Origin of the sequence: Weizmannia agrestimuris, assembly GCF_943193165.1 — a bacterium.
Lineage (GTDB): Bacteria > Bacillota > Bacilli > Bacillales > Bacillaceae_C > Weizmannia > Weizmannia faecalis.
The window spans coordinates 1-12,673 of sequence record NZ_CALPDC010000060.1 but is presented as its reverse complement, the minus strand read 5'-3'; the positions used below and the strand labels follow the sequence as shown (position 1 = coordinate 12,673).

Here is a 12,673-nt window from a genome sequence, read left to right as displayed (position 1 = left end):
TTTAGGATAGTTACAATCTATATACCCAAAAAAGGACCGAGGAAGTGAGCAAAAATGATTAATTCGTTTTATATAGATTAAAAAAAGATAAGAATGGAGATTACTTCATTCAACATTCCGGTTATTACAGAGTGGGAAAACAACTGCAAGAAGGAAAATATAGATTGTCTTTTGTTGACCATGAAAAAACGCATAACCGAAAACCATTTGTACAAATCACCTCATCAGATGGTACTATCCGTCAATCTTATTCATTTGAAAAGAAAAACCAAAGACAAATTAAATTGAACCTTAAAAATCAGGAAATATTAGAAATCCATAAAGGTTTCTCAAATGAATACCAAAATTACGTTATTTTGCTACAACCGCTGAGCAAATCATAAATTCCAAAACGGGCGATGAACGTACGATTTGTGTGCTTGTCGCTTTGTCTAATTTTACGTAACCCCTCCTAGGTAAACCATCAGGGAGCCATTTGCTTTGAATCTCTCGTATGGTTCTTCTAAAGGGGATTTTTTTCGTCCCTCTCCAATCCAACAGGCTCATCTTCCACTTGCCCAGAACCTGGTATGCATTGCGGGCGGTGGTTGCAATCCGGAAAATTTGCGCCAGCTGTTTTTTCCGTCGCGACATGGACGCCTGTCTTTTGAAAAAAGGTATAGACAAAAAATACCTGCAGGCCGGACACTTGGAAAAAGTGCCCAGCCTGCAGGTGCCAGTTTACTCAAATTCCCCTCCGTCTTCTTCCTTACATCGCTGCTTTTATAATCGCTTCCACTTCTTTTTGTGTTGGTTTGCGCGGGTTTGTGGCTGCGCACGCGTCCTGCATCGCATGCTGGGCGAGGATTTCGATATCTTCTTCTTTAGCCCCGAGTTCTTTAAAGCCTTTCGGAATGTTCAGCTGTGCTGCCAACCTTTCTATTGCTGTAATGGCTTTTTCCGCCGCTTCGTCGACGCTCAGGCCATCCGTCTTCTCACCCAGTGCAACGGCAATTTCTGCAAATCTTTCTTTCCGCGCAATCAGATTGAAACGGCACACATGCGGGAGCAAAATCGCATTGCAAACGCCGTGCGGCAAGTTATAGAAACCGCCGAACTGGTGCGCAATCGCGTGGACATAGCCCAAAGATGCATTATTAAACGCCATGCCTGCCAAATACTGCGCATATACCATTTGTTCACGCGCTTCCATATCATTGCCGTTTGCAACAGCCTTTGGCAAATATTGCGGAATAATTTGGATCGCTTTAATGGCGCATGCATCTGTTACCGGTGTGGCCGCAGTTGAAACATACGCTTCCACTGCATGGGTCAAAGCGTCAAGCCCCGTTGCCGCAGTTAAAGACGGCGGCATCCCGACCATTAATAATGGATCATTAATGGACAAAACCGGTGTCACATGTTTATCTACAATCGCCATTTTCACTTTTCGACTCGTATCGGTAATAATCGTAAATTTTGTCATTTCGCTGGCAGTCCCGGCTGTTGTATTAATTGCAACGAGCGGCACCATTGGTTTTTCAGAACGGTCCAGCCCTTCATAATCATGGATTTTGCCCCCATTGGCCGCAACGAGCCCGATCCCTTTTGCACAGTCATGCGCGCTCCCGCCGCCAAGTGAAACGATTGAATCGCAATTTTCTTCATGATAGGTTTTTAACCCGTCTTCCACATTTTTGTCTGTCGGATTTGGTTCAGCCTTCGGATAGATCGCCACTTCCAGGCCGGCTTCTTTTATATAGGCTGCAATTTTTTCGGAATACCCCAGTTGGTGGAGCCCTTCATCGGTTACAATCAGCGGTCTGCGACACCCAAGATTTTTCAGCCTGTTTCCAATTTCTTCTGCCGTCCCCTGTCCAAACAAGTTTACGGAAGGCATTTGAAAATCAGTACGTAATCCTGTTAACATCTTTCCCCACTCCTTTTATGTAACTGCTTACATGAAAAATATAACGCAACCGCTTTCATATGGCTGTGCCAATTTTGTGAAATATTGAGCATGTTACCAAATCACAAACTCTCCCCAAGAAAAATAATCATGTGAAAAACTGATCAATTTGTGTTATAACACGCTTTCATCGCATTTTTCTATTATATATCTACGGCCAAATGTTTTGAACATTCTTTGACAACTGCTTTTTTTGGCCCCAAAATGTGAACGCTATCACTATCTTTTTAAAATCGACCATGCTAAAATGAAAGCGTAATAAGAAATGTTCACTATTTAACAAACAAACATCCAATTCTGAAGGCAGCTCATTAATAGGCTTAAAGGAGGCCATTTAAAATGACTGAACAATTACTGACAAAAGCAACGCTCTCCAAAAAACAATGGGAAGGCTTCAAAGGAGGAAACTGGCAAAAAGAAATCGATGTAAGGGACTTTATTCTGAAAAATGTAACCCCTTACGAAGGCGATGAAAGCTTTCTTGCCGGCCCGACTGAAGCCACTTTAAAATTATGGGATCAGGTCATGGAACTGTCGAAACAGGAACGCGAAAAAGGCGGCGTCCTGGATATGGATACGAAAATTGTATCTACCATTACATCGCATGGCCCGGGCTATTTAAACAAAGAACTTGAAAAAATTGTCGGTTTCCAAACCGATAAACCGTTCAAACGTTCGATGATGCCGTTTGGCGGAATCCGGATGGCAGAAAGTGCCTTAAAATCTTACGGCTATGAAATTGATCCGGAAATCAAACATATTTTTACAGAATGGCGGAAAACCCATAACCAAGGTGTATTCGATGCCTACACACCGGAAATCAAAGCTGCACGGCATGCCGGCATTGTAACAGGCCTTCCGGATGCTTACGGCCGCGGCCGCATTATCGGCGACTACCGGCGCGTTGCCCTTTACGGTGTAGATTATTTAATTGAGCAAAAGAAAAAAGATCTCGATTTAATCGGCTGCGGCTTGATGACAGAAGAAGTCATCCGTGAACGTGAAGAACATTCGGAACAAATTCGTGCATTGCAAGAATTGAAACAAATGGCACAAAGCTACGGATTCGATATTTCCGAACCGGCTTCAAACGCACACGAAGCTTTCCAATGGCTGTATTTCGCGTATCTGGCTGCCATTAAAGAACAAAATGGCGCGGCCATGAGTCTTGGGCGCACATCCACTTTCCTTGACATTTATATTGAAAGAGATTTGAAAAACGGTGTCCTGACTGAACGGGAAGCACAAGAACTCGTCGACCACTTTGTCATGAAACTCCGCCTCGTCAAATTTGCAAGGACGGAAGATTACAATGAACTGTTCAGCGGCGACCCGACATGGGTAACAGAATCGATCGGCGGCATGGCTTTGGACGGCCGTACACTCGTTACGAAAAACTCGTTCCGCTTCCTGAACACGCTTGATAATCTCGGCCCTGCGCCGGAACCGAACCTGACCGTGCTCTGGTCGACGAAACTGCCGGATAAATGGAAACAATATTGCGCGAAAATGTCGATCAAGACAAGCGCCATCCAATATGAAAACGATGACTTAATGCGTGAAGAATACGGCGATGATTATGGCATTGCCTGCTGTGTATCGGCGATGCGGATCGGCAAACAAATGCAATTCTTCGGCGCCCGTGCCAACCTGGCAAAAGCTTTGCTGTATGCGATTAACGGCGGCGTTGATGAACGGTATAAAATGCAAGTCGCACCTCCGTTCCAACCGATCACATCGGAATATCTCAATTACGATGAAGTAATGGAAAAATACGACCGGATGCTTGACTGGCTTGCAGGCGTTTATATCAATGCTTTAAACATCATCCATTATATGCATGACAAATACAGCTACGAACGGCTTGAAATGGCATTGCATGACCGCAATGTACTGCGCACGATGGCTTGCGGCGTTGCCGGCTTGTCTGTTGCGGCCGACTCTCTAAGCGCCATCAAATATGCGAAAGTAAAAGTCATCCGTGACGAAGATGGCCTTGCCGTTGACTATGAAGTCGAAGGCGATTATCCGAAATACGGCAACAACGATGACCGCGTCGACCAAATTGCCGTCAATCTCGTCAAGTCGTTTATGCAAAAACTGCAAAAATATCCGACTTACCGGAACGCTGTCCATACTTCTTCGATCCTGACAATTACATCGAACGTTGTATACGGCAAGAAAACAGGAAGCACACCGGACGGCCGGAAAGCAGGCGAACCGTTCGCCCCTGGCGCAAACCCGATGCACGGCCGCGATTCGCACGGCGCAGTCGCATCGTTGACATCTGTTGCGAAACTGCCTTATAAATATTCGCTTGACGGCATTTCCAACACTTTCTCGATTGTCCCGGAAGCGCTCGGACACGAAGAAGAAACACAGGTCTCCAACCTGGACGGCATGCTGGACGGCTATATGGCGAAAAAAGCGCACCACTTAAACGTCAACGTCCTGCATCGCGAAACATTGCTGGATGCGATGGATCATCCGGAAAAATATCCGCAATTGACGATCCGTGTATCGGGATATGCGGTAAACTTCATTAAATTGACAAGGGAACAACAACTTGAAGTCATTAACCGCACGTTCCATGAAATGATGTAAACTGATTTAGGCGGCATGCACCTGCGTGCCCCCCTCCCCCCTATTAAACACTTAACTTATGGGGAATCTATATAGAAGGATTTGATTGAGATGAACATGACAACGCGCATTCATTCCACTGAATCGTTTGGCACAGTCGACGGGCCCGGCATCCGCTATGTCGTATTTACGCAAGGCTGCCCGCTGCGCTGCAAATTTTGCCACAACCCAGATACATGGAAAATCAATGAAGGCAATGAAATGAGCGTCGAAGAAATTATGAGCGATGTGCGCGATTACCTGCCTTTTATTGAAGCTTCCGGCGGCGGCATTACAGTGAGCGGCGGTGAACCGCTTTTGCACCTCGATTTTCTAATCGAATTGTTTAAAGCGTGCAAAGAAATTGGCGTCCATACTGCCATTGACACAGCGGGCGGATGTTTCTCGCGCAGTCCCCGGTTTATGGAAAAACTGGATGAATTGATGAAATATACAAATCTTGTGTTATTGGACATCAAGCATATTGATCCGGAAAAGCATAAATGGCTGACCGGCATGTCAAATGAGCATATTCTCGATTTCGCCCGGTATCTCGCTGACAAGCATATTCCGGTCTGGATCCGCCATGTGCTCGTTCCCGGAGTCGATTCTGAAGAAGATTTGCAAAAAACATCTGATTTTATCCATTCGCTGCCAAACGTTGAAAAAATCGAAATCCTTCCGTACCATAAGTTAGGCGTCTACAAATACGAGGCGCTCGGCATCGACTATCCCCTCAAAGGTGTCGAACCGCCGACAAAAGAACAAGTTGCACATGCGGAACATATTTTAAAAAGGGAATTGCAGTAAAGAAAAAGCGCCGGCTGTCCGCCGGCACTTTTTTATTCCGCCTAAAAGAACGATACAATGTTAAGAAAGCGGAAAAACTTAGAGCTCCTCTCCCCTGAAAAATTGCCGGTTTTTTCGTCCTTTTGCTGGTGTCGCGTTCAGGCGGCATGGACGTCTATGTTAAGAAAGCAGGGAAAAGTGCTCGCCTTCCTTCCCATAGAGCTTCTCTACCCTGAAAAATTGCCCCGGTTTTTTATCCTTTTGCTGGTGCCGCGTCATACGGCAAGATAAACGGCAAAATGGTCGCCTTCCTTCGCCTAGAGCACGTCTACCTAAGCTTCGCTGATGATCCACTATCGCCCATGCGCAACGGCCACGGCACTAGGCAAAAGTACATCATCCCAAATTTCCAGGATTGCCTCCGGAGAAAGCTTTTCTCAATTGCAACAGTTCATGCGCAAGCTTTCGGATGCGTGCCTGAATATCGGTATTGATGATTTCATTGTCCTCATTAAAATCATCATTGTGGATAAAAACATTGCGGACCGCACAGGTGGCCTTTAAAAAGGTTAACACCGGTTTCAGCTGGTATTCAGCAACAAGAAAATGTTTGTCCGAGCCGCCGTTCATCACAATGCCGCATACTTTGGACTGAAAAGCATCGCGGTGCAAATGGTCGAGCAAATTTTTCAAAGCGCCTGTAATGGACGCCTGGTAAATTGGCGAGCCAAAAACAAGGATATCCGCTTCAAGCATTTTATTAACGGCCGCAATCGTATCATCATTGTAATAAGAAAGTGGAAACCCTCTTGCAAACTCCACTTCATAATCTTTTAAATCGAGCAGTTCAGTTTCCGCTTCCGGATCTTCCGCTTTTATTGCCATAAGCACCTCATATACACCAATGGAGGTCTTCTCACCGGTAAGCGAGCCGGATATACCTAAAATTTTCACCGTTTCCACTTCCTGATGTCATTTGAAATTTTCCTTAATATATGCCGCTTCTTCAGAAGGCGTCAGCCGCCGCTCCGCTTTTCCGATGTTGCCTTTCTGGTAGGCCCAAATCTCATTATGGGCCTTCACCGCATTGCTGAAATCGCCTTTTTTCCACGGTTTTAATATACCGAGCAGCATATCCTGCAGTTCTGTATCCGCAAAAGTTTGATTGCTAATTGCCGAATACAGGGCGTCCACCTTTTCTTTTGTGATTTCGGAAGCTCCCCATTTTTCATTTGCCGCCACTTTTTGATGCGTCATATTATGTACTTCCTGCACCAATGCTTCTTCGCTCATGCTTTTGTATGCCGAAAGTTTGCGCTCAGGCGTCTTCTGGCAGAAGCTTTCCTGTATAACCGCTTTTGCAGCCGTCTCTTCCTCTGCAGCCGGTTTTTTCGAAGGTGCTGCCTCCGTTGCAATCGCTTCTCCTTTGTTAAAGTAAAAATAAGTGACACCTGCAATAAACATAAACACAGCAATCCCCATCCCAACGACAAACCGTTGAAACACAGCATCTCCCCCTTTGCTTATCATACGAAATTCGTGCTGCCCCGTAAAAAATCCTGCTTTATCATTGTATTAATGCAGCGAAAAAATTTTACCGGAAATTGGCGGAATTCCGTTTTTCTTAATAAACATCCCGTTTTGTAAACACAACAAAAGAAACCACGAGCGAGAGAAAAAGCCACACAAGCAGCACAGCAACCGAAAATCCGAGCGTCATGCCTGCAACAGGCGGGCTTGTACCATTGAGATAATTTGTCAGCTGCAAATTCACCATAAACAAATATTTTGCGCTTGGCCATGCCGATACCATATTGGTCAAAATGGCGCCGGCAATCAATGAGGACAGCATAATCCCCATTACGGCGGCCGTGCTGCGCAACAAGACAGAAAGCATAAATGTGAGGCTGCCTGAAACGACGCCGACAAACCAGGCAAGGCCAAACGCCATGAGCAAATATTTCCATTGCGAAACAGCATGCACATGTGATGTAAGGAGCTCGTCCCCTTTTATCGTAAAACCGGTAAGTATGGGCATGTTCCAGCCGTGGTAGCCGAATACCAGTCCGGAAATACCATAGGTGAATACGGCAGTGCACAGCAAAATAAACGAAACGGACAGCAGCATGGCAATGTACTTGCTAAGCAGGATGCGCCATCTTTTCACAGGGCGCGTCAGCAATAATTTGATTGTCCCGCTGCCCGCCTCAGCAGACACGATATCGCTTGCCGCCACCATGACGAACAGCGGCAAAAGCATGCCGATCGCATTTTCAATAAATACCCGCATAAACGTCGGGGCACCCGGCGCGTTCGGATTGATGTTGTGGTTGAGATAATATTGTTCCTGACTCAATGTGATACGCAAATATTTTTTAAAATCATCAGAAAGGCTTGCCGATCCGAGCCGGTTTTGCGTATCGACAATTTGTTTCTGGAGCTTAACCCGCCAGTCGGTTGTCCCGATTTTTTCCTGCAGCGCTTTCGATTCTTTGTACTGCGCGTAGGTAAAAATGGGAACAAGGCAGGCGATAATCAAGATAATGACAAGAATCCGCTTTTTCTTCCAAAGCTTCAGCTGTTCATTGTATATGAGTTGGATCATTTTTTCCTGCCCCCTGTCAGTTCCAAAAACAAATCTTCAAGCGCCGGCAGCACGGCCTTCATTTCTTTCACCCGGACCCCGTTTTGAACGAGCATTTCGTTCCATAAAGCATTTTTTTCTTCATCATAAGGGGTCACGAGGAGGCCATCTTCTCCTTCTGCCACCTGTGTCTCCGCCTGAAGCAAGGTGCGTGCTTTCTCTATTGGCGCAACTTTCCAAAAGGTACGCGCTTTTTCGGAAAGCAGCTCGTGTACATTCCCGGTCCGAATCACCTGGCCGTTATGGATAATGGCCACTTTGTCGCACATCAGCTGCACTTCGCTTAACAAATGCGAAGAAACGAGGACGCTTAAATGCGCTTTTTCGGCAAGCGACCGGATAAATTCGCGCATTTCCCGGATGCCTGCCGGGTCAAGCCCGTTTGTCGGTTCATCAAGAATCAAAAGCTTCGGGTTTCCAAGGAGCGCCTGGGCAATGCCAAGCCTTTGCCGCATGCCGAGAGAGTATGTTTTTACTTTATCATGGATCCGGCCAGTTAAGCCAACGAGCGCCGCCACTTCATCCAGCCTGTTTCTCGGAATGGACGGATCCATCCGTGCAAAATAGGCAAGATTTTCATAGCCGGTCAAAAACGGGTACATCTCCGGATTTTCGACAATGCAACCGAGATTTTTCATGGCTTCCGTAAACTCGGTCCGTACGTTTTTTCCGCCGATCAAAATTTTTCCCGAAGTCGGGCGGATCAGACCTGTCAGCATCCGAATCGTTGTTGTCTTCCCTGCCCCGTTCGGCCCGAGAAATCCGAATACCTCTCCCGGCATCACTTCAAAACTGATGCCTTTGATGATTTCTTTCCTGCCAATTTTTTTATGGACATCGATAACCTTAAGTGCGGGAATCGTCGTCATTTCGCTTTCTCCTCCCGATAATGGATCAGGGAAGCAACACGCTCTCCGATCAGTTGATAACCGGCCGTATTCGGATGGAATTTGTCACTGTATAAATAGTCGTTTACATTTTGTTCAAAAAGGTCAAACGTCGGCACATAGATGACTTTTGGAAAGTCAGACGCGACAGAAGCAGAATCAAAGTTCCATTTTCGGACGATCGCAGAGGTCGTTTTCGCCTCGGACAAATCGATAAAAGGATTATACAGCCCGACATGATAGACGATTGCCGTTTTGTTCACCGCCCGAATTCCTGCATAGATCTGTTTTAAATTGGCCAAATAAGGCTTTTCCAGCTTTTCGATATAGGCGGTATTCAAATGGTCAAGCGCCTCTCCGCCCGCAAACAAATCATTGCCGCCGATGGTCAGCAAAATGATATCCGCGCTCTTGAGTTCGCGTTTGATCTGCGGTTGTTTGAGCTGTTCAAGCAGCCCGCTTGATGTAAGCCCTTTGATGCCATTGTTTTGGAGTAGAACAGCCTTCTTCGTTTTTTTCTTTAAACGATCCGCAGCATCACCCGCATATCCCTTTCCTGCTGTATCTCCCGTTCCCCTTGTGAGTGAGTCGCCGATTGCTGTAATCGTGATTTGTTTCGTACCACCCGCTTTTGACGTGTTATTGCCGGTTCTGGCAGTTTCCGTCTTTACGCCTGTTGCTTTCGTCTGCTGGTCTTCAAACACCATCCACAGGCCGGCCAGAAACAACAAGGCTGACACGGCAGAAACAATAGAGATGGCGGAAATTAAATGCTTTTTCATTTCGCTATTCCTTTCTTTCCTGTTTATAACTTAAAGGATAGCAAAGGAAGCCGACTTTTTAAAATCGCGTGCTTTAAATAAATGCACAGGGTCCATTCTAAAAAAAGCGTTGTCCGGTTTCCAGGTAACACGCTGCAGAAATGTTTGATTGCTGCGAGCTCTCTCCCAAAATACAGGGCTGATGGGTTTTACGGAGACGAAACGGTGCAAGTTGCCAAGTACTGTAAAGGAAAGCGGATATAGAATTATGAACCGGCGCAGCGGGATTGGCTGGTGTTGCCCAACAGTTTTTAAAAAGGGATCAAAAAGCGTGGAAAAAGTTTTCAAAAAACCATAATAAGATTAAAGAATTTTGTAAGAATAATGAATATCCAACAAAATAAAAAAACTGCTGGTATATCGTGGATTCTGGGAGTTTTTTACAAGTAAATCGCAAATAAAGCCGCCAAAACAGCCATAACAAAGTAATCATTACTATCCATTTTCGTACCGTTTTTAACAAAAACACTTAAAGCCCAATGCAATATTGTTCCATCAGCCGTCTTAGAAACGAATTTTTTGCCGATATTGTAATACAGCACTTTGAATAAGGCAAATGCAATTGAAAGAAACAAATAAAGCAAGATAAACTTACCAAAAAACAAAAGCATTGCCGTCACTCCTATATTTAGTATTCTTCAATCAATAACTTAATTTTACCAAAAACGTCTATAAGAGAAAAAGGGACATTTGTAATGGCTTTCAATAATTTTTGCGCAAATTTTACACAAAGGTAAACAAAAATCTTGATAAATTGTTGGTTTAGAAGATACATTCGACACCCGACCACCGGTACGCGCTCTTTTCGCGTCAAAATCAATTATGATCAGGGACATTGCTTTTGGCGACACATGAAAAAGTAATGTTTAGTCCAACTTATATAAAAAGATGATGTTTTCTTTGACAAAAAAGCTTATCAAATTAGTGATGAAATTTTCATTCAATGTAGATAATATACATAGGATCTAGTATAATATAGATAGTCCGTTAATTAGTAGACAGCTTAAAGGAATAAGTAGGTAAATTGGAATATCATGTATAAAATTGGAACTCAAAAAAGAATTTTATGTACCTTAAACAACTGGCAGGAGGAGAAATCGTCCCTGAAGATCAAGACAGCAATAATAGAACAAAGTCCCTTAAAAATAACTGAAAATTCTCCAACATCAACCCAACACTGTAATTATTTTATAGAAAGAATATGGAATGAAAAGCGATTTTCAAATTTATGCAAAGGAGGTAGACCGGTGCTAAATACGCATAATGACATAAAGCAAACATATTATGCAGAAATCAAAGAAAAGAAGATTAGTTCTTATGGAGCTTATGCAAAAAAGGGAAAGGGAGTCAAACACGAGATAGGAAAAATTTATTTTGCCAGTGACTTATTAAGAGGGAAAGAAAAAAAGTTATATAAAAAATCAGGAAAGGTAAAGGTGTACAATATGTTTACAAGTTTAATGACCTACGAAGATTTAAAATCGCATCCGAAAGAACGACAAACGGAAATTTTAACGAAATGGAGGGAGACCTATTCAGAGAATGAAATAATAGAAGCATTAGGTATTGAAGAAGAGGTGTACTATCAATTGTTGACTGATTTAGGACTTGAAATGAAGAAGAAACGGACAATTCCGCACTCAAAACCGGACGCTGATCCAAACCAAGTGATTCCATTTAATGATTTAAAAAAGCTTCCAAAAAAAGATCAATGGCTGCTTATATCCGAATATACAGAAAAATGGAACGCCCAATCAATTGCAAAAATTTGGGGGAAACGAGATTCTTCCGTTCATAATTATAAACACAATCTGAAAAAATTAGCCCTCAAAAACGGGTGGATAGATGAATATAAGAAAGATAAAGCACAGGAGAATATAAAAGATTTTACGCCGGCTGCTGTGGAATCCGGACAAGAACCAGCTGGAAATGCAGGGGATGAACGTGTTGACCAACTGATGAGTGAGTTTAAGGAAATGAAAATGTTGATTAATAACTTATTATCTTCAAATAACCAAGTTGCCGTTGAAGAAACAGAAAAGATAGCTGAACGTGACGCAACAGAAAATGAAGAAAATAATGAAAAACCGGAGTCCTTTACGATGAATTATGAAAATGAAACAGAAGGATTTATTATCTTTCAAGACTTAAAACGGTTCATCGCAGTTTTGGAAAAAAATCCGGATCGATTTAAAGTTGAAGTGAAGTTAACTCGAATTGAAGAATAATTTTTCCTGAAGAATTTGGGCTAATTAGAAAATCAAACGAATAGCCGGGATGTAGAATACTGGCGCTACAAAAATTACCATTGAATATAAAAATGGATAAAAAAATGCTATGTTAAGTGATTTTTACTGCAAACGTCAGTTCCTTTTTTATCTATTAAATTTTTTTAAAACAACTAGGTAGCACCCAAGAAGCTCATTTTTTAAAAGCCACACGCTAAAGTCAATTTTGCATGTGGCTATTTCTTTATTTAGTGTGAAATCTTTCAAAGAGAACTCTTTGGGTGCTAATATTGTTAAGTGCTTTGCAATCTTAACCCACATTTCGCACGTCTTAAATATAGTTCATTCTAATTTTTGAATGAACTATATTTAAATGGCTTGGTGGGATGATATCTTCTTATTTTTGAGGAATTTTCGATAAAATTCTTTTCAATTCGACATTCTTTTCATGAATTCCTCCTGTTGTGTGTTATTTGCCTTGGTTTTCGACATTTTTTGACACGTATATTGATAGATCATACCCGCATAATTCAATGATTTTTTTGGCTTGTGAATCAATATTATCGGGTAAGAGCCTTATTTTTTGTTGATTTTGATTTATAAGGATCACGGTAATATCTTCTAATTGCTCTAACAATGCTTGGCCTGTGGGTTGAGAGAGTTTCCTTTTTCCTTTCAAGATTAGAGATAGGTTCTTTTCTTTCAGTTCTTTTCTAACTCGATATTCTAAAATT

The 12,673-nt window shown here is 43.1% G+C and carries 11 protein-coding genes and 1 pseudogene; 4 read left to right on the top strand and 8 right to left on the bottom strand.

The window, feature by feature from the left end:
• Positions 1-131 precede the first annotated feature (131 nt).
• Positions 132-383: a hypothetical protein gene (locus NFR98_RS14580; protein WP_128890970.1), complete on the top strand. Its 252-nt coding sequence runs from the start codon at positions 132-134 to the stop codon at positions 381-383.
• Between the two features lie 365 nt (positions 384-748).
• On the opposite strand, the gene NFR98_RS14575 is transcribed toward NFR98_RS14580, so the two are convergent.
• On the bottom strand, positions 749-1,909 hold the full coding sequence (locus tag NFR98_RS14575) for an iron-containing alcohol dehydrogenase (RefSeq protein ID WP_017551801.1): 1,161 nt from the start codon (positions 1,907-1,909) through the stop codon (positions 749-751).
• A 378-nt stretch (positions 1,910-2,287) separates the two neighbouring features.
• Here NFR98_RS14575 and pflB point away from each other — a divergent pair, with 378 nt between their 5' ends.
• Together pflB and pflA are read left to right on the top strand one after the other, a co-directional pair.
• Positions 2,288-4,552 (top strand): formate C-acetyltransferase, encoded by a 2,265-nt coding sequence (gene pflB / locus NFR98_RS14570; RefSeq protein WP_081092962.1) that lies wholly within the window; start codon positions 2,288-2,290, stop codon positions 4,550-4,552.
• A gap of 90 nt (positions 4,553-4,642) precedes the next feature.
• Positions 4,643-5,380: a pyruvate formate-lyase-activating protein gene (gene pflA, locus NFR98_RS14565; RefSeq protein ID WP_061086851.1), complete on the top strand. Its 738-nt coding sequence runs from the start codon at positions 4,643-4,645 to the stop codon at positions 5,378-5,380.
• A 375-nt stretch (positions 5,381-5,755) separates the two neighbouring features.
• Here the strand turns inward: pflA and NFR98_RS14560 are convergent, their stop codons facing one another.
• From NFR98_RS14560 to NFR98_RS14535, 6 genes are all read right to left on the bottom strand, one after another.
• Complete coding sequence (locus tag NFR98_RS14560; RefSeq protein WP_061086852.1) at positions 5,756-6,313, bottom strand: NADPH-dependent FMN reductase; 558 nt, start codon at positions 6,311-6,313, stop codon at positions 5,756-5,758.
• An 18-nt stretch (positions 6,314-6,331) separates the two neighbouring features.
• Positions 6,332-6,865, bottom strand: a complete 534-nt coding sequence (locus NFR98_RS14555; protein ID WP_017551797.1) for a DUF6241 domain-containing protein — start codon at positions 6,863-6,865, stop codon at positions 6,332-6,334.
• Positions 6,866-6,983: 118 nt separating this feature from the next.
• Positions 6,984-7,964, bottom strand: coding sequence for a DUF2705 family protein (locus tag NFR98_RS14550; protein ID WP_035189491.1), 981 nt, complete (start codon positions 7,962-7,964; stop codon positions 6,984-6,986).
• On the bottom strand, positions 7,961-8,872 hold the full coding sequence (locus tag NFR98_RS14545; RefSeq protein ID WP_014097414.1) for an ABC transporter ATP-binding protein: 912 nt from the start codon (positions 8,870-8,872) through the stop codon (positions 7,961-7,963). The genes NFR98_RS14550 and NFR98_RS14545 overlap by 4 nt, the downstream gene beginning before the upstream one ends.
• Positions 8,869-9,672, bottom strand: coding sequence for a GDSL-type esterase/lipase family protein (locus tag NFR98_RS14540; protein WP_017551795.1), 804 nt, complete (start codon positions 9,670-9,672; stop codon positions 8,869-8,871). The genes NFR98_RS14545 and NFR98_RS14540 overlap by 4 nt, the downstream gene beginning before the upstream one ends.
• Before the next feature lie 419 nt (positions 9,673-10,091).
• A complete protein-coding gene (locus NFR98_RS14535) occupies positions 10,092-10,322 on the bottom strand; it encodes a hypothetical protein (RefSeq protein ID WP_014097412.1) in 231 nt (76 codons plus the stop codon).
• Positions 10,323-10,958: 636 nt separating this feature from the next.
• On the opposite strand from NFR98_RS14535, the gene NFR98_RS14530 reads away from it, so the two are divergent.
• Positions 10,959-11,939 (top strand): hypothetical protein, encoded by a 981-nt coding sequence (locus tag NFR98_RS14530; RefSeq protein ID WP_061086853.1) that lies wholly within the window; start codon positions 10,959-10,961, stop codon positions 11,937-11,939.
• Positions 11,940-12,408: 469 nt separating this feature from the next.
• On the opposite strand, the pseudogene NFR98_RS14525 reads toward NFR98_RS14530, so the two are convergent.
• A pseudogene (locus tag NFR98_RS14525) lies at positions 12,409-12,673 on the bottom strand (IS1634 family transposase); the annotation flags it as partial.

Excerpts from the sequence above, each read along its gene's own strand:
- pflA (WP_061086851.1), top strand. The coding sequence starts at position 4,643 with ATGAACATGACAACGCGCATTCATTCCACTGAATCGTTTGGCACAGTC.
- NFR98_RS14550 (WP_035189491.1), bottom strand. The coding sequence starts at position 7,964 with ATGATCCAACTCATATACAATGAACAGCTGAAGCTTTGGAAGAAAAAG.
- pflB (WP_081092962.1), top strand. The coding sequence starts at position 2,288 with ATGACTGAACAATTACTGACAAAAGCAACGCTCTCCAAAAAACAATGG.
- NFR98_RS14535 (WP_014097412.1), bottom strand. The coding sequence starts at position 10,322 with ATGCTTTTGTTTTTTGGTAAGTTTATCTTGCTTTATTTGTTTCTTTCA.
- NFR98_RS14540 (WP_017551795.1), bottom strand. The coding sequence starts at position 9,672 with ATGAAAAAGCATTTAATTTCCGCCATCTCTATTGTTTCTGCCGTGTCA.
- NFR98_RS14575 (WP_017551801.1), bottom strand. The coding sequence starts at position 1,909 with ATGTTAACAGGATTACGTACTGATTTTCAAATGCCTTCCGTAAACTTG.
- NFR98_RS14545 (WP_014097414.1), bottom strand. The coding sequence starts at position 8,872 with ATGACGACGATTCCCGCACTTAAGGTTATCGATGTCCATAAAAAAATT.